We start from the raw sequence: 18614 nt of genomic DNA on the forward strand, positions 1-18614 counted from the left end.
TTTATGTCCTTGATATTTATCCCCTTGGTACTGAAAGCCACTAGAGTATTAGCGATGTTCTGGGTTCGTTCGCCTGCTAGCTATCTGCAACACCAATAACATTGGGTATCTATCCCGTTATTGTTCTTTCCTGAGTGACAAATTCACTGTTTATCGCCCCCATTTATTGACTCTCCCCCCTTTAGCGAGCTGCATCAATTTTACAGCAAAAAAAACCCCGGACCTGCCGGGGGAAAAACCATCAACTCAACTTCACTTAAATTTGTTTGGCCAAAAAATAAAGCAAACAGGAGATAACATTAGACACAGCTCGATATTACCAATTTTCAGACTTTAACCGACTCAGCACGGCTACTACGCTTACCGTCTGGGCTGGTGGAGCGGATCATCACCTCGCCACTCACGGTAGGTTTTGCCTTCGCATCATACTTCTGCCACTGCTTACCGCCATCAGTTGAATACTCGATAATCAGGCCCGGCAGTGAGATATTGGCTTCCAACTGCCCCGCCACAACCCGAGCACCGGGGACAGGCAGGCGATATGACACACCGGCTTTATCCAGTTTTGCCAGTTCACGTTGGCCCATGATGTTGGCAAAACGTTGCCAATCGATGTCCAACGCCTTGGTATCGACGCTATGCGTCTGGCCACCTTGATATTCGCAGCCCGCTTTGTAATCTTGCTCCCACGAAGCGCGATGCCAGGCACGCTCGGCCAATGGCAACATCCGCGGGAAGATCATGTATTCCATCTGCTCATCAGTGCGGACGGTTTCATTCCATGACTGACCCGAGATGCCATGTACACCCGGCCAAGGTTTATCGCTTTTCGCGCTAAAGTGATTACCATCGCGGTCCACTGAGGTCTCGGCATTCTGCGGCATGTTATCTGGTGCGAAGCTGAATACTTTCGCTTCGTCATTAAAGCGGGTTGCCCAGTAGTAACCGCGTTCATTCGGATTAACTTCATATGGCATATCGAAGTAGACATAATCTGGATTTGACGCGACCACTTCATAACCTTTATTGGCCCAATCATTGATTGAGTCAGCACCACCCCAATAGAGGGTATCCCAGAAGTTGACACCAACGCGTTTAGTGGCAAACGCTTTGGCGTCTTTGGCGTCTTTCAACCCATCCTGCCAAGCCTGCATCTTCTCGATGCCGTGAGCATTAACCAACTTACTGACTTCAATGGCAAAATAGCTGGAAAGATGTTCAACATCCTGCACCTTGCCTTGTTTGACCATATCCTGACAAACTTGTGATTTGGCCCAAGGTTTATCTTCAACACTCTTATCAATAATGCCTTTACCCGCTTCAATCGGCCCGTTTTTGTCCTGATAACCCGCACCCAAACGGATATTTTTCGCTTCATCGCCACCAAAGTGCCAGGTAGTCAGTGGCATACCGGCTTCTTTATGCATCTGCGCCATTTCGCCAATCACTTTATCGACAAACCGCTTAGAAGAGTCGAGGCATGGGTTGAGATAGCTTTTACGCTCATAGAACTGAACTGACGTGGTATTGGAATCATCAGTCGGGTCAAGCAGACGGAATTCGTTAGCTTCTTTTTCTTTGCCCTGTTTCATTAGATTGTTATAACGGGCTTCCATCGACACTACGGCTGCACGGGCGTGTGCTGGCACATCGATTTCAGGGATCACATCAATCTGGCGTGCTTTGGCATATTTCAGAATCTCAATATAATCATCACGAGTGAAATGGCCGCTACCCATATTATTGCTGTCTGGGCCAGAACCCAATTGCGGCAGCAAGCAGGTATTCTCCGTCAAATCGTGACAACGTTTGCTACCAACATCGGTCAATTCGGGCAAGCCTGGGATTTCAATACGCCAGCCTTCATCATCACTTAGATGGAAGTGGAATTTGTTCAGCTTATAAGCTGACATCTGATCAAGTAAGCGCAGCACTGCATCTTTGGTTTTAAAATTACGGCCAACATCGAGGAACACACCCCGGTATTCAAAACGTGGCGCATCTTTCGCCTCAAGAGTGGCAATAGTCTTAGTGCCGTCAGTCGGAACCAACGATAGAATGGATTGCAGGCCATAGAACACGCCGCTCGGATCAAAACCAATAACCTGTGCCCCTTTCTCGCCAATTTTCAGCTCGTAAGCACCGGAAACCGCTAAGTCACCTTTAAACGCGGCAGGTTGAATCACAGTTTTTATCGGGAAACCGGCTGAATTGGCCTTCAGACCCAGTAATTCGAAGCGCTGCTGAGCTGCCTCTGCGGCAGCTTTAGGCAATACACTCAGATCCAGCGCAACCCCGTGACTCAGATCCACATCCTGTTTATAGAGCTTAATCTCCATAGGCGTAGGGATTATTTGCCCACGCAAGTTAGCCACAGACAACGTTTTTACCGCTTCGTTTTTAACAAAGCGTGATTCCGGCGTCATCAGCACATTATTGTCATCTTTGGTGCGTTTCCACTGATCGCCAGTAAACTGTGTCAGATACTCATTGATATCTTCGGTATCGGTATTTTTTAGTACTTTGGGTTTAGCATCGCCAGCAGTGGCATACCAGCGCGGCATAAAGTCAGTGGCAAACAACTGCCAGTATTCGCCAGTAATAGGGATTTCAACCGCTTGATTGGCGGGGAATCCGGTGAATTTGGCGGTAGGTTCAATTTTATGCAAATCGCCCGTCAGATGCGTAATTTTAAACTGGCTATTATCGACGGTCAGAATCTGGCGGATACTATGGAAATAAATAGCCCAGTCTTGGCCGACTATCTCATCCCCGGTGTTGGTCAGAGTAATCATGACTTTATTACATGATGCCCAGTCGGCACCCAGTTTGGCGCAATCAACGCCATTTTCAGCAGCACGGTTATCCAACAATTTATAATTAACTTTCAATGTGCTGAGTTGATCAACAAGTTGTTGATTACGGGTATCAGCATTGGCATATCCCATCAAGCCAAAGGTTGCGGTTATCGCCGCTAAAGCATTTAATTTGAATTTATTCATCACTAACCTCATCCGTAATTAATAACTGCTGCCAAAACGGCTATTGACAGTATTGCTGCTGGCAGCGTTATTGTTAGCTCAATTGCCGTTATCCTGGTCACTTTTATCAGGACTATTATTTATCTGGGTTATTATTACTGCGTATTTCTTGCCACAGCTTCCCGCATTGCGCGTCATAGGCCTGACCATTACCGGTATGTGCAGCATCAATGCAACGCTGGTAATCCAATACTCGAACGGTCTCTTTCTCAGTAAAAGCCTGATGCGCTTTCTCTTGTTTCAGCACATCTAGCACCGCCTTGCAGGGGATCAATCTTTCTGGCGAACCTTCGCTGGCATTGATGCACGCGCTGTAGGCTTGTTTGAGTTTGCTATCTTCCGGTTGAACTGGGGTTTGTGGTGCGCAGGCACTTAATCCCAATACTGTGGTAATAATAAAAAGCATTTTCTTCATGGCGGGTGCTCCATTATGTCCCCGGGTTGGTTACCGGGGATGGCAATCAAAAAGTGGTCAACATCAGAAGATGGTAAAGGGTGCAATCACGATGAATTTAACGTCTTTTTCATCCTGGAATACGTTGCCAAAACCGCCGCCAAAGCTTGGAATATTGGTGTGGTTGTCATACATGGTGTAATGCAGTTTGAAGAGCGTGCCTTTCGCCCGGCCTTCTTGCAGAGTGTAGAGAACATCAAAGTTCCAAGCAGATTCTTTCAGACGCGTATTCTGGTCATAAATTGGGTTAGTACTTGGTTTTGCATCCCAGCCATACGCATAGGAGGTTCCCACTGACCAACCCGCAAGATTCCAGTTTTTCAGGTCATACATCACGCCACCAAACAGCGCTTTTTCGCCGTTGGCGTTGAAATCAGAGCGGGAATCCCACCAAACATCCAAACGGCCATTAGAGGTCGCATAGCCTGGCGTCATACGTTGCAGGAAGTAACCTTGGTTACCGTCAGCTTTGGCCCAGGTACCTTCAAGACGCAAGTCAAATGGCCCGGTGGTGTAGCCCAATGTCAGCGCTTGTAGCCAGGCTAATCCGTCATAGACGTCGTTTACATTGCTGGCACCGCCATCAACTTTATCTTTTGCGCCGTAGAACTGATAAGAGGTACGAAGATCATTGCCAGCCACCGGGAAGGCGTAAGAAGCCTTGGCGAAATACTGGTCCATGTAATCTTTTGCCTGGCCAAATGCCGCTTCCATCACCAGTTTGTTTTTGAAATCGTATTTAGCACCGATTGAGTGCAGGTAACTTACGCCGGTCTTGCCATCAGCCTGGCGGAAGTTGTACATATTCTGATACCAAGGCGCTTTATATTCATCAGTCCACATGTAAGACATGGACAAGGCACCGGCAGTATCAAAATCAAATTTGGCGCCACCTTCAGCCCCACGGTAGGTCCCTGGCATAAAGCTCCAGTGTGGTGCGAGCAGTGTCTGACCCGTTGGCTGGATATAACCACCCCGCGCCCAGAAATCACCTAGCTTAAATTTGGCCGCGGCTTTATAAACACTGACGCCACTCTTATCACCGGTCCATTTCTCATCCCAACGGGTTTTAGCGTCACTGAAACCAATTTCGTTTGGCGCTGCCGGGCCACTGTTGGTCATTTCAACTGCGCCGAAAGCAGCCAAGTCAATACCAAACATGTCAGCCGCATAACCGGAAGAGAAATCCAGATTGGCGTTAAAGGTAGAATGGTGCAAGTTGGCGACATATTTGCCGTACTCCGCACTCCCTGGCGTTAAATCTTTACGGTCACGCTGACGCTGCCAATAATAAATCCCACCGGTCAGTGACGAATCATCAATAAAGCCTTTAGCCTTGGCCTCTGGGGCTACCATGAACCCCGTTCCTAACAATGCACCCGCGACTGCGAGCGCCAGCGTTTTACGTTTAGCACCGTGCGTAACCATATGAAAAAATTCCTCTTTGACATCACATTTAAAGTGCGTTGCCTGTGTCCACCACAGCTCACAGGTTTAGCCTCAAAAAAACCCTAGTGGGTAAAATTTTTGCTGGGGAGAAATAACCACCAGCCATTACTGCTAAAAAACTTCTGTTGCGAAAAACAACCGCTCTGTAGATTGCTGCTGCCACACAGACTATTTTTCGCGACGCGAATTATCAATTAAAAATAACGCTAATTATTCAAAGTATGACAACGAGCACATAACTGTGAAAAAATATTACAGAGTTCACAAAAGCTTTAAAAACAATGCATAACGTCATATTCTTAATTGTAAATCTTCTCTCATTGACATATTGAATGGTTTCAGCCGATGCAATAAAGCCTGCGTTTTCTCTCCATGAAATAGGGATTTCTCCTCAGTTAATTCGTAAAGCGAATATTTAAGAAAGACTTACAGACAGCCGCTTTGTTGCTAAAAAAAGGAGCAATATGTCGACATTGACCAGGGGATAAAACGCAGAAGTGGAAAAGAGAAAGGGAGTTATTAGTGTTTAGTACAATAAACAATTTCAGTTTTATTTCTAATAAACCGAGTGTGCAACCAGACAATGCACAGCTATCTGGATGAACTTACGCAGTCATGTGATTTGGGTGAATACCCGTTGTTAACATCAAATTTGCAGGAAATCAGGGCATAAAAAAAGCGTGGACTAAGCCACGCCAATTCTACTGTTCTGAGTGAGAACTAAAACTTAACTGGTCGCTTTTGCCGCCCAAGTATCACGCAAACCGACAGTACGGTTAAATACCAAGGCATCAGGGCGTGAATAGCGGCTATCGGCACAGAAATAACCTTCACGTTCAAATTGATAGGTTAGCTCTGGAACCGCATCAACCAAACCTGGTTCAACAAAACCCTGACGGATAATCAACGACTCAGGATTGATGGTAGACAAGAAGTCTTCCGCCGCCGCAGGGTTTGGTACGCTAAACAGACGGTCATACAGGCGAATTTCTGCCGGCAATGCATGCTTAACAGAAACCCAATGAATAACGCCTTTAACTTTGCGGCCATCGGCTGGATCTTTGTTTAAGGTTTCTGCGTCATAACTGCAATAAAGCGTAGTCACATTGCCTTCTGCGTCCTTTTCGACACGTTCAGCTTTGATAACATAGGCATTACGTAAGCGCACTTCTTTGCCTAGCACCAAACGCTTGTACTGTTTATTGGCTTCTTCACGGAAGTCGGCGCGATCGATATAAAGCTCGCTATCGAAAGGAACCTGACGCGTGCCCATCTCCGGGTTATTCGGGTGATTTGGCATAGTCAGCCACTCTTCCCCGGCCACACGATTTTCAATAATCACCTTGATTGGGTCAAGAACCGCCATGGCCCGTGGGGCATTTTCGTTGAGATCATCACGGATACAAGACTCCAGTGACATCATTTCAACGTTGTTATCCTGCTTGGTCACCCCAATACGGCGGCAGAACTCCCGGATGGAAGCCGCGGTGTAGCCACGGCGACGCAAACCAGAAATCGTTGGCATACGTGGATCATCCCAGCCTTCCACGACTTTCTCGGTCACCAATTGATTCAGCTTACGCTTAGACATAATGGCGTATTCTAGATTCAGGCGAGAGAATTCATACTGACGCGGATGACATTCGATAGAGATATTATCCAGCACCCAATCATATAAGCGGCGGTTATCCTGGAATTCCAGCGTACAGAGTGAATGGGTGATCCCTTCAATCGCATCAGAAATACAATGGGTAAAGTCATACATCGGGTAGATGCACCACTTGTTACCAGACTGATGGTGTTCGGCAAACTTAATACGATACAGCACCGGGTCACGCATCACGATAAACGGTGACGCCATATCGATTTTGGCACGCAGACACGCAGTTCCCTCAGCAAAACCACCAGCACGCATCTTTTCAAACAGCGCCAGATTCTCTTCCACACTGCGATCACGGTACGGGCTATTTTTCCCCGGCGCAGTCAGTGTGCCGCGATATTCGCGCATCTGCTCAGCGGTTAACTCATCGACATACGCCAGGCCCTTATTAATCAGCTCTACAGCGTACTGGTACAGTTGGTCGAAATAGTCTGAGGAGTAACGCACATCACCGCTCCAGGTGAAGCCTAGCCACTCTACATCGTGTTTAATCGACTCGACGAACTCGACGTCTTCTTTCACCGGGTTGGTGTCGTCGAAACGCAAATTACACTGACCCTGATAATCTTGTGCGATGCCAAAGTTCAGGCAGATAGATTTGGCATGACCAATATGCAGGTAGCCATTTGGCTCTGGCGGAAAGCGGGTATGAACCGACGTGTGTTTACCGCTGGCTAAATCTTCGTCAATTATCTGACGGATAAAATTACTCGGGCGGGCTTCTGCCTCACTCATTGTTCTATTCCTCAATGCAAACGCAACAAATATAACCGCATATAATCCAACAAGCCCGACTTGGAAACAACCGTTTGTTACAGGAAATAAAACAAAAAAACGGGAAGAGATTGCTCTCTTCCCGCTGATTTGATTAAAACTCAGTCCGGTCATTCAATACATAAGTACTCTACTACCGCGAATTCTATACTCTAAATAATACGAGTTGCAGGAAGGCGGCAAGCGAATGAATCCCGATGAGCTTACTGTAGTAAGTGATTCGGGTGATTGAACGCAGCCAACGTACATGCAGCTTGAAGTATGACGAGTATAAGCCAATTATTTGCTCTGAATCTCAAACAACGGGCTTTGACCGGCAACAACAGAGCTGCCTGCCAATACCGAGATACCGGCATAATCATCAATATTGCTTACCACAACCGGGCTAATCATTGAGCGCGCATTGGCGTTCAGATAAGCCAGGTCCAGTTCCAATATCGGTTGACCGGCAACGACAGTGGCTCCCTCGTCAACCAGACGAGCAAAGCCCTGACCGTTCAGTTTTACCGTATCAATCCCGATATGAACCACAATTTCTGCGCCGGTTTCAGTTTCCAGACAGAATGCATGGTCAGTATTGAAGATTTTTACGATAGTCCCGTTCGCCGGAGAAACCACCATTTTATCAGTAGGACGGATGGCAACACCCTCACCGACTGCTTTGCTGGCAAAAGCTTCATCAGGAACCTGATCCAGTGCGACAACATCACCGGTAATAGGCGAAACCAGTACCAGAGAGGCTGTTTTAGTGGTGTTAATAACTGCCTGAGGCTTAACGTCTGCGGGTGGCACAGAACTGCTGGTGGCGGCAGGAACCGAACCACCTGCCAACACAGTACGCATGGCCGAAGCAATCAATTCTGCGCGGGTACCCACAATGATTTGCACACTTTGTTTATTCAGACGAATGACACCTGACGCACCTAAGCGCTTGGCAACACTGTCATTAACCTGGGCAGAATCTTTTACGTTCAGACGTAGGCGGGTGATGCAGGCATCAATGGCAGTCAGGTTATCTGAACCACCGATAGCACCAATATAGCGACGCGCCAAACCGTTGATTTCACTTTCGTTTACTGCTGGGGTGTTATCAACATTGACGTCATAACCATCTTCTTCACTGCCTTCAACTGCCAATTCACGCCCAGGTGTCAGCAAGTTGAATTTCTGGATGGTGAAACGGAACACCACGTAGTAAATGGCGAAGAACACCAAACCTTGTGGGATCAGCATATACCACTGTGTGGCTAGCGGGTTGCGAGAAGAGAGCACCATATCCACTAAACCGGCGCTGAAACCAAAGCCGGCAATCCAATGCATGCTGGCAGCAATGAACACCGAAATACCGGTCAGCACGGCGTGCAAGAAGTACAGTACCGGTGCGACAAACATGAAGGAGAATTCAAGTGGTTCGGTGATACCAGTGAAGAAAGCTGCAAATGCACCCGCCAACATGATACCAGCCACTTTCGCTCTATTTTCAGGACGCGCGCAGTGATAAATCGCCAACGCCGCACCCGGTAAACCAAACATCATGATTGGGAAGAAGCCAGCCTGATAACGGCCAGTGATACCCACAACAGCTTTACCAGAATCGATAGATTGTTGGCCACCGAGGAAGTTAGGAATATCGTTAATACCAGCAACGTCAAACCAGAACACTGAGTTCAGGGCATGGTGCAGGCCGACTGGGATAAGCAAGCGGTTGAAGAAGGCATAGATACCCGCCCCCACTGAACCCATATCTTTGATGTATTCGCCGAAGGTCACCAGCGCGTTATAAATCAGTGGCCAAACGTACATCAGAATGAAGGCAACCACGATCATCAGGAAGGACGTCAGAATTGGAACCAGACGGCGGCCGCTGAAGAAGGAGAGTGCTTTTGGCAATTCAACGCTGCTAAAGCGGTTGTACAACTCAGCAGAGATAATACCCACCAGAATACCCACGAACTGGTTGTTGATTTTACCAAAAGCTGCCGGCACCTGATCAACCGGGATCTTTTGAATCATCGACACCGCAGCAGGCGAGCACAGCGTGGTTAATACCAGGAAACCTACAAAGCCGGTCAGTGCAGCCGCACCGTCTTTGTCTTTTGACATACCGTAAGCAACACCAATTGCGAACAGCACGGACATGTTGTCGATAATCGCCGCACCGGATTTGATAAATAATGCCGCCAGTGCATTATCACCACCCCAGCTTACCGGATCGATCCAATAGCCTACGCCCATCAGTATCGCGGCGGCTGGTAGTGTGGCCACTGGGACCATCAAGGCCCGGCCCACTTTTTGTAAGTAACTAAGAATATTCACCTTTCCCCCTATTCGTCCGCTATCGGACCCTTTAAGTAGTTTATTTAATTGACTCACTACCTTTTAGAAAAACGCATGGCACACTTTTTATTTATTCACGGCACGTATTACTCATTGCGGAGTGTAAAAAAATTATTTCGTAACGCAAATTAAAACCCCCTATTCTGTGATAAATGTCACCAAAAACTAGTGAAAAAGCACCAATGCACTAGCCACGATACAAAACTTATTTTATCATTCGAAAAATGAACAAAGCATTGTACCAACGCATGAGTCAAAATCTGGGTTACGCTTAGCTGATGATTCAAATCGCGTAGAGTATAGCCACTATTAGCAATCCAAGAGGTGCAAGATGAGACTTATCCCACTGAAAAACACCACAGAAGTTGGTAAATGGGCAGCACGTCATATCGTTAGCCGTATCAACGCATTTAAACCAACCGCTGAGCGCCCATTTGTATTGGGTCTGCCAACCGGTGGCACACCGATGGAAGCATACAAACATTTGGTTGCGATGCACAAAGCCGGTGACGTCAGTTTTAAAAACGTTGTTACATTCAATATGGACGAATATGTCGGTTTGCCACAAGAACACCCCGAAAGTTACTACACCTTCATGCACTCCAATTTCTTCGATCATGTTGATATCCCAGCCGAGAACATCAACCTGTTAAATGGCAACGCGCCAGATATCGATGAAGAATGTCGTCGTTACGAAGAAAAAATTAAGTCTTACGGTAAAATTAACCTGTTTATGGGTGGCGTGGGCGTTGACGGTCACATCGCATTTAATGAACCGGCATCGTCTTTGGCATCCCGTACTCGTATCAAAACGCTAACGCAAGAAACCCGCATCGCTAACTCCCGCTTCTTTGGTGGTGATGCAAACCTCGTGCCGAAATATGCGCTTACAGTAGGTGTAGGTACCTTGCTGGATGCGGAAGAAGTGATGATTCTGGTCACTGGCCACGGTAAAGCACAAGCCTTGCAAGCTGCGGTCGAAGGTAGCATCAACCACATGTGGACCATCAGTTGCCTACAACTGCATGCCAAAGCCATCATGGTGTGTGATGAACCTTCCACTATGGAATTGAAGGTTAAAACTGTAAAATACTTCCACGAATTGGAAGCTGAAAATATCAAAGGTCTGTAACAGTCATCAGGGGGCTAAGATGTACGCTTTAACTCACGGCCGTATTTATACCAGCCACGAAGTACTGGATAATCATGCTGTTGTCGTGGCTGATGGATTGATCGAACGTATCTGTCCTGCCGCTGAACTTCCGGCTGATATTGAGGTGCGCGATTTGGGTGGCGCCATTCTGGCCCCCGGTTTTATTGATGTGCAGTTAAATGGCTGCGGCGGCGTGCAATTCAATGATTCTCTCGAAGCTATCTCCGAAGAGACATTGGATATCATGCAGCGCGCGAATGAAAAGTCTGGTTGCACCAGCTTCCTGCCAACACTCATCACATGTAGTGATGAGTTTATGAAGCACGGCATTAATGTCATGCGTTCATACCTGCAAAAAAACCAACATAAAGCGTTGGGTCTGCATCTGGAGGGGCCATATCTTAGCCCACTCAAGAAAGGCACACATAACCCAGCGTTTATTCGCAAACCAACCGCAGAGATGATTGATTATCTGTGTGCAAATGCGGATGTGATTACCCAATTCACTCTGGCACCAGAGATGGTTGATGACAAATACATTCGCCAGTTGACTGAAGCCGGTATTTTGGTTTCAGCCGGTCACTCGAATGCCACTTATCAGCAAGCCCGCCAAGGCTTTGCGGCCGGTATCCGCTTTGCGACACATCTGTATAATGCCATGCCATACATCACCGGACGTGAACCCGGCCTGATCGGAGCGATTTTTGATACGCCGGAAATCTACACCGGGGTGATAGCAGATGGCCTGCATGTCGACTGGGCCAATATTCGCAACGCAAAACGTCTGAAAGGTGACAAGCTGGTACTGGTAACTGATGCTACCGCTCCGGCGGGTGCTGAAATTGATCAATTTATTTTTGCTGGCAAAACAATATACTATCGCGATGGTTTATGTGTGGATGAGAATGGCACATTAAGCGGTTCAGCACTGACGATGATCGAAGCGGTACAAAATAGTGTGGAACACGTTGGCATCGCACTGGACGAAACATTGCGTATGGCGACACTGTATGCGGCCCGCGCTATTGGCGTGGATAAGCAGTTAGGGAGTATTGAAGTCGGCAAAGTGGCCAACCTGACTGCCTTTACCCGCGATTATAAAATCACTAAAACCATCGTTAACGGTAACGAGGTTTTAAAATAAGCGAGTAATTTTATTGATGAGCACCGGCGGACAGTCACAAATTGGTAATGTGGATCTTGTGAAACAACTCAATGGTGCCGTTGTTTACCGGCTTATTGATCAGCAAGGCCCGATCTCGCGCATTCAGATTGCCGATCTCAGCCAACTCGCCCCCGCCAGTGTCACCAAAATTACGCGTCAGCTGCTGGAACGGGGGCTTATCAAGGAAGTTGATCAGCAAGCCTCTACCGGCGGTCGCCGTGCTATATCTATAGTGACAGAAAACCGCCAGTTCCATACCATTGCGGTGCGCCTGGGCCGCCATGATGCGACTATTACCCTGTTTGATATGAGCGGTAAATCACTGGGTGAAGAACATTATTCGCTACCTGAACGCACGCAAGAAACGCTGGAACACGCGCTGTTTACTATTATCAGTCAGTTTATCGAAGCCTATCAGCGCAAATTGCGTGAGCTGATTGCCATTGCGGTTATCCTCCCAGGCCTGGTTGAACCGCACAAAGGTATCGTGCGCTATATGCCCCATATCAGTGTCAGCAACTGGCCATTAGTCGAAAATCTGCAAAATCGTTTTAATGTCACCAGTTTTGTTGGCCACGATATTCGTAGTTTGGCACTGGCGGAGCACTACTTTGGTGCAACTCGTGACTGTGAAGACTCCATCTTGGTTCGTCTGCATCGTGGTACCGGTGCGGGTATTATCGTTAACAGCCAGATATTCTTGGGCAGTAACGGTAACGTGGGTGAAATCGGTCATATCCAGATTGATCCATTGGGTGAGCGCTGTTATTGCGGCAATTTTGGCTGCCTGGAAACGGTTGCCTCCAATGCAGCCATTGAAAATCGAGTGCGCCACCTGCTCGCTCAGGGCTACCCAAGCAAATTAACGTTGGATGATTGTCATATCGGCGCTATCTGCAAAGCGGCTAACCGGGGTGACTTGCTGGCAAGCGAAGTGATTGAGCACGTGGGCCGCTATCTGGGCAAAGCCATTTCTATCGCCATCAACTTATTTAATCCGCAAAAAGTCGTTATTGCGGGTGAAATCATTGAAGCCGATAAAATCCTACTGCCAGCCATTCAGAGTTGCATCAATACACAAGTATTGAAAAACTTCCGCCTGAATCTGCCTATCGTGACGTCGCAGCTTGATCATCAGTCTGCAATTGGTGCTTTTGCTCTGGCTAAGCGCGCCATGTTGAACGGTGTATTATTGCAACGCCTGCTGGAAAGCTAACGCGTAGATGCAAATAAGGCAACGGCAGGGGTAAACGCCTTATCGGTCATGTTATAGTGGACCATTGCCGTGCAAAAATGAGTAATATAATACCCTTCTGACTTGAGGCTGCTGCTCTCACTGACCCGAATACTGACCAGCGTCAGCACATCGGGATGCACTCATTTGCTGCCTAACTGTAACTCCAATTAATTTGGGTTTAACCATGACAATTAAAAGCGTTATTTGTGATATCGATGGTGTGTTGTTACATGATAATAAAGCGATACCGGGCGCTAACGACTTTCTGGCCCGGATTCAAAATGCTGGAATGCCGCTGGTTATTCTGACCAACTATCCGTCACAAACCGCGCAGGATCTGGCTAACCGCTTCAGTTCTGCTGGGTTGGACGTACCCGAAAGCGCCTTTTATACCTCGGCGATGGCCACTGCCGACTTCCTGCGCAATCAGGAAGGTAAAAAGGCCTATGTTGTGGGTGAAGGTGCATTAGTACATGAACTCTATAAAGCTGGCTTTACTATCACCGATATCAATCCTGACTTTGTGATTGTCGGTGAAACCCGTTCCTATAACTGGGACATGATGCATAAAGCCGCCTATTTTGTCGCCAATGGTGCGCGTTTTATTGCCACCAACCCCGATAGCCACGGGCACGGGTTTGCTCCGGCGTGTGGCGCATTGTGCGCACCTATTGAGAAAATCTCCGGTCGCAAGCCGTTTTATGTGGGTAAGCCCAGCCCGTGGATCATTCGCGCGGCGCTGAATAAAATGCATGCCCATTCAGAAAGCACGGTAATTGTCGGTGATAACCTACGTACCGATATTCTGGCCGGTTTCCAGGCTGGGTTGAAAACGATTTTGGTCCTGTCCGGTGTTTCAACGCTAACAGATATTGAAGCCATGCCATTTCGCCCGAACTACGTTTTCTCTTCCGTGGTTGATATCAATATTATCTAATCTCTGTTGGCGGTCATGTCATGGCCGCCACTCTCTTTTTTGCCCCCACCCCCTTTAGCGCTATGCCTTTTTTTAGTGCAGTGCACCAAAGTTTCTTGCCATTACGCCCTATTTTGGCGCATTTTCTTTTATAGCCTTCGTCCTTGAAGCTGCTGGGGTGTTAGCTGGGTTCACTCACCCGAATCACTTGACTGAGTTAAGCTCATCGGGACTGACTCGCTGGCTGCCTGCCTGCAACGTCAAGTGCTTTGGGTATAGGTACCCATTGCCGTACCAACCATTGCACCAAAATAATAGCGCTGTGAATTGGCGTATAAATTGCATGTATTTCTCACATCTAGTTTAGAAATAATTTGGATGACTGCATCGTCATGGGGCATAACTTGCATCACTCATAAGCAAGTGTGAAAAAACAGATCCAGCGATGAACGACTCAAATTCAACATCATCACCGCCAAAGCAGAGAAGTTAGGGAGATTATTATGTGTTCTATTTTCGGGGTCCTCGACCTTAAAACCGACCCCATTGAGTTACGTAAAAAAGCGCTGGAAATGTCACGTTTAATGCGCCATCGTGGCCCGGATTGGTCTGGTGTGTGGGCAAATGATAAAGCCATTCTCGCCCACGAACGTTTGTCTATCGTTGACGTCAATACCGGTGCCCAGCCCCTGTTTAATGCGGCCCACACGCATATTTTGGCCGTTAACGGTGAAATCTATAATCATCAGGCATTACGTCAGCAATATGGTGACCGTTACGCGTTTCAAACCGGCTCAGATTGTGAAGTGATTCTGGCGTTGTATCAGGAAAAAGGCCCAGACTTCCTTGATGACCTGCAAGGTATGTTCGCTTTCGTCCTGTACGATACAGAAAAAGATGCCTATCTGATTGGCCGTGACCATTTGGGGATTATCCCGCTATATATGGGCCATGATGAAAACGGCAACATGTTTGTTGCTTCAGAGATGAAAGCATTGGTACCGGTGTGCCGCACCATTAAAGAGTTCCCAGCGGGCAGCTATCTGTGGAGTAAAGAGGGTGAGATTCGCGAATACTATCATCGCGATTGGTTTGATTTCGACAACGTCAAAGACAATGTAACTGACAAAGTTCAGTTGGCTAACGCGTTAGAAGACGCGGTAAAAAGCCACTTGATGTCTGACGTGCCTTACGGTGTATTGCTGTCCGGTGGTCTGGACTCTTCCGTTATCTCTGCTATCACCAAAAAATTTGCCGCCCGTCGTGTCGAAGACGATGAGCGCAGTGAAGCCTGGTGGCCACAACTGCACTCCTTTGCAGTGGGTCTGATTGGCTCACCGGATTTACGTGCTGCGAAAGAAGTCGCCAACCATTTAGGTACCGTGCACCATGAAATTCATTTCACCGTGCAAGAAGGTTTGGATGCTATCCGTGATGTGATTTATCACATTGAAACCTATGATGTCACCACCATCCGTGCCTCAACACCAATGTATCTGATGTCGCGTAAAATCAAAGCGATGGGGATCAAGATGGTGCTGTCTGGCGAAGGGTCTGATGAAGTGTTCGGCGGCTACCTCTACTTCCACAAAGCACCAAATGCGAAAGAATTGCATGAAGAGACTGTGCGTAAATTGCTAGCCCTGCACATGTATGACTGTGCGCGTGCCAACAAAGCGATGTCTGCCTGGGGTGTTGAGGCCCGCGTCCCCTTCCTAGATAAGAACTTCCTCGATGTTGCGATGCGTATCAATCCGCAGGACAAAATGTGTGGTAATGGCAAAATGGAAAAACATGTCCTGCGTGAATGTTTTGAATCTTACTTACCACACAGCGTCGCCTGGCGTCAGAAAGAACAATTCTCTGATGGTGTCGGCTATAGCTGGATTGACACACTAAAAGAGAAAGCCGCAGAGCAAGTCACTGATCAACAGATGGAAACTGCCCACTTCCGTTTCCCATACAACACGCCATCGTCAAAAGAAGGCTACTTGTATCGCGAAATTTTTGAAGAGCTGTTCCCGCTGCCAAGTGCCGCTGAATGTGTCCCTGGTGGCCCATCAGTCGCCTGTTCATCAGCAAAAGCCATCGAGTGGGATGAATCATTCAAAAGTATGGATGACCCTTCCGGCCGTGCGGTTGGCGTGCATCAGGACGCTTATAAATAATTGAATGTGATGGTCTGCCTATATTGACTGTCCAATCTCAAGGCTGCCCTAGGGTAGCCTTGTTTTTTGCTGGCAAATTCAACAATTAATCACCATAAGTGCTGCTTTAATCACCAGACTGTTCACAAGCCACACAAACGAACCCTTTCAGCGCTTTTTTGGGAAAAAATTAGTTGACGCAATTCGGCCATATACGCATAATGCGCCCCGCAACGCCGATGAAGGTAATGCGGAAAAAGATGGCTACGTAGCTCAGCTGGTTAGAGCACAGCACTCATAATGCTGGGGTCACAGGTTCGATTCCCGTCGTAGCCACCATCTTTTTGCGGGAGTGGCGAAATTGGTAGACGCACTAGATTTAGGTTCTAGCGCCGCAAGGTGTGCGAGTTCAAGTCTCGCCTCCCGCACCATTATTCGTTCATCGGTTTGTCACAGCGGATGGGATATCGCCAAGCGGTAAGGCACCAGGTTTTGATCCTGGCATTCCCAGGTTCGAATCCTGGTATCCCAGCCATCTTTTTTTTGGATGGATAGCTGTAAGGCAAGAGAGTTGTCATATAAAAAAGAATTGTATTTCAGTTGGGATATCGCCAAGCGGTAAGGCACCAGGTTTTGATCCTGGCATTCCCAGGTTCGAATCCTGGTATCCCAGCCATACAACTTCTCAAGATTAAAGATTTAAAGATGGCTACGTAGCTCAGCTGGTTAGAGCACAGCACTCATAATGCTGGGGTCACAGGTTCGATTCCCGTCGTAGCCACCATCTTTTGGGGTATCGCCAAGCGGTAAGGCACTGGATTCTGATTCCAGCATTCCGAGGTTCGAATCCTCGTACCCCAGCCAAATTTAGAAAAGCTCGCTTCGGCGGGCTTTTTGCATTCTGGGATTTCACTATATTCCCTCTTACTTGAGTCCGATGTCTCAAGTCCAGGTTGGATTAGGTTTCGATTGATGGTTGCTTGAGGCGACAACGCCCGCCAAAAGAACAGATCGAATATCAACCGAAACCAGCTCCGAACTGTCCCAAATATTAAGTATTGAACTCAAAAAAACAGACATCCCCTACAACCCCAATGCATACCTCAACGCATGTTCTTTCAATTTGCCCGCGCGCTGAGCGGCTATCAACGCCAGATTCCGTACGAATTTCACCGGTGGCAGATCATTGCTGAATGTGGTGTAAAACACATCCATACCACTTTGCATAATCAGATTATCAGTGCGGCGGCGGCGTTGATAACGCAGTAATACCCGCTCGCTGTGCCACGGTTCTGCCCGTTCACGCGCTTGATTTAGCACCTCCAACAGCGCATCAACATCGCGATATCCCAGATTCACCCCCTGCCCGGCCAGTGGATTAATGGTATGGGCTGCATCCCCGAGTAAGACCAATCCCGGCTGTACATAACGTTGTGCATGGCGCCGCACTAGCGGGAAAGAGCCAGCAGCAATCGCTTTAACAGCCCCCAAACGTGATGGGAAAGCCTTGGCAATTTCCTGATTCAACTGTGCCATCGGCAGCGCCTGAAGCTGACGAATACGCTGCGGGCTGTCGTACCAGACCAATGATGCCCACTGGCCAAATAGCGGTAAGAAAGCACGCGGCCCCGTTGGGAAAAACTGCTGCCAGGTGGTGTCTTGCTGAGCTGTATCCGTCTCTACCGTAATTAACATGCAAGACTGGCGATACTGCCAGCCATTGGTGCCGATACCAGCTAACCGTCGTACCAGAGAGTTGGCACCATCAGCACCTATCACTAAACGGCCCTGTATCTGTTGCTGAGCGTCTAACGTGATTTGCCAGCACTCATCTACTCTAACCATAGTTTGCAGCCGTGACGGGCACAGCAACGTTAAATTGGGGCATTCCGCTATCTGTTGCCATAATGCCAACTGCAAAATCCGGTTCTCAACCATAAACCCCAGCTCAGGCAAAGAGAGCGAGGCGGCATCAAACACCACCTGTGAACCGGGCTGCTCCCAGGTCTCCAACCGACGATAAGGTGCATAACGCATCTGCTGTACCTGCGGCCAGACACCGAGCTGTTTCAGCAACGACACCGAAGTGCAGCCGATAGCGGAAACTCGTAAATCGGGCACGCTGTCAGCCTCAAATGGGGCTGGGGCTTCATGCTCAAGTAACGCGACTGACCAGCCTGTTTGTGCCAGTCCAAGCGCGGCAGCAGCACCGACCATACCGCCCCCCACCACCACAACATCATAATTTGGTTGCGATTTATTCATTTTGGCCATTTTTTAA

Annotated in this window: 11 protein-coding genes and 6 tRNA genes; 11 read left to right on the plus strand and 6 right to left on the minus strand. The window is 48.0% G+C overall.

The window, feature by feature from the left end; all coding sequences use genetic code 11:
• Positions 1-326 precede the first annotated feature (326 nt).
• From V2A84_RS12515 to nagE, 5 genes are all read right to left on the minus strand, one after another.
• Positions 327-3002, minus strand: a complete 2676-nt coding sequence (locus tag V2A84_RS12515) for a beta-N-acetylhexosaminidase (protein WP_442848879.1) — start codon at positions 3000-3002, stop codon at positions 327-329.
• A gap of 115 nt (positions 3003-3117) precedes the next feature.
• Entirely contained in the window at positions 3118-3456 is a 339-nt protein-coding gene (chiQ, locus tag V2A84_RS12520; protein ID WP_083159636.1) for a ChiQ/YbfN family lipoprotein, read from the minus strand.
• A 63-nt stretch (positions 3457-3519) separates the two neighbouring features.
• On the minus strand, positions 3520-4923 hold the full coding sequence (gene chiP, locus V2A84_RS12525; protein WP_083159637.1) for a chitoporin ChiP: 1404 nt from the start codon (positions 4921-4923) through the stop codon (positions 3520-3522).
• 748 nt (positions 4924-5671) lie between these two features.
• The gene (glnS, locus tag V2A84_RS12530; RefSeq protein ID WP_083159638.1) at positions 5672-7339 is read right to left on the minus strand and encodes a glutamine--tRNA ligase; all 1668 of its coding nucleotides are present in this window, start codon (positions 7337-7339) and stop codon (positions 5672-5674) included.
• 318 nt (positions 7340-7657) lie between these two features.
• Positions 7658-9694 carry an N-acetylglucosamine-specific PTS transporter subunit IIBC gene (gene nagE / locus V2A84_RS12535; protein ID WP_442848880.1) on the minus strand — a complete coding sequence of 679 codons (2037 nt, stop codon included), beginning with the start codon at positions 9692-9694 and terminating at the stop codon, positions 7658-7660.
• Positions 9695-10046: 352 nt separating this feature from the next.
• On the opposite strand from nagE, the gene nagB reads away from it, so the two are divergent.
• From nagB to V2A84_RS12590, 11 genes are all read left to right on the plus strand, one after another.
• Positions 10047-10847, plus strand: a complete 801-nt coding sequence (nagB, locus tag V2A84_RS12540) for a glucosamine-6-phosphate deaminase (protein ID WP_083159640.1) — start codon at positions 10047-10049, stop codon at positions 10845-10847.
• Positions 10848-10866: 19 nt separating this feature from the next.
• Entirely contained in the window at positions 10867-12012 is a 1146-nt protein-coding gene (nagA, locus tag V2A84_RS12545; protein ID WP_083159641.1) for an N-acetylglucosamine-6-phosphate deacetylase, read from the plus strand.
• Between the two features lie 16 nt (positions 12013-12028).
• Positions 12029-13249, plus strand: a complete 1221-nt coding sequence (gene nagC / locus V2A84_RS12550) for a DNA-binding transcriptional regulator NagC (RefSeq protein ID WP_193784698.1) — start codon at positions 12029-12031, stop codon at positions 13247-13249.
• A 205-nt stretch (positions 13250-13454) separates the two neighbouring features.
• Entirely contained in the window at positions 13455-14207 is a 753-nt protein-coding gene (locus tag V2A84_RS12555) for an HAD-IIA family hydrolase (protein ID WP_032908027.1), read from the plus strand.
• A gap of 482 nt (positions 14208-14689) precedes the next feature.
• Positions 14690-16354, plus strand: a complete 1665-nt coding sequence (gene asnB / locus V2A84_RS12560; RefSeq protein WP_442848005.1) for an asparagine synthase B — start codon at positions 14690-14692, stop codon at positions 16352-16354.
• A gap of 241 nt (positions 16355-16595) precedes the next feature.
• Positions 16596-16672: transfer RNA gene (locus V2A84_RS12565), tRNA-Met, on the plus strand.
• Positions 16673-16679: 7 nt separating this feature from the next.
• Positions 16680-16764: transfer RNA gene (locus tag V2A84_RS12570), tRNA-Leu, on the plus strand.
• A gap of 29 nt (positions 16765-16793) precedes the next feature.
• Positions 16794-16868, plus strand: a tRNA-Gln gene (locus V2A84_RS12575).
• Between the two features lie 66 nt (positions 16869-16934).
• Positions 16935-17009, plus strand: a tRNA-Gln gene (locus V2A84_RS12580).
• Positions 17010-17040: 31 nt separating this feature from the next.
• Positions 17041-17117 (plus strand) — tRNA-Met (locus tag V2A84_RS12585).
• A gap of 5 nt (positions 17118-17122) precedes the next feature.
• Positions 17123-17197 (plus strand) — tRNA-Gln (locus V2A84_RS12590).
• A gap of 219 nt (positions 17198-17416) precedes the next feature.
• On the opposite strand, the gene ubiF is transcribed toward V2A84_RS12590, so the two are convergent.
• Complete coding sequence (gene ubiF / locus V2A84_RS12595; protein ID WP_083163811.1) at positions 17417-18598, minus strand: 3-demethoxyubiquinol 3-hydroxylase; 1182 nt, start codon at positions 18596-18598, stop codon at positions 17417-17419.
• Positions 18599-18614: the final 16 nt, after the last annotated feature.

Source organism: Yersinia sp. 2553 StPb PI (genome assembly GCF_052217105.1).
Taxonomy (GTDB): domain Bacteria; phylum Pseudomonadota; class Gammaproteobacteria; order Enterobacterales; family Enterobacteriaceae; genus Yersinia; species Yersinia enterocolitica_E.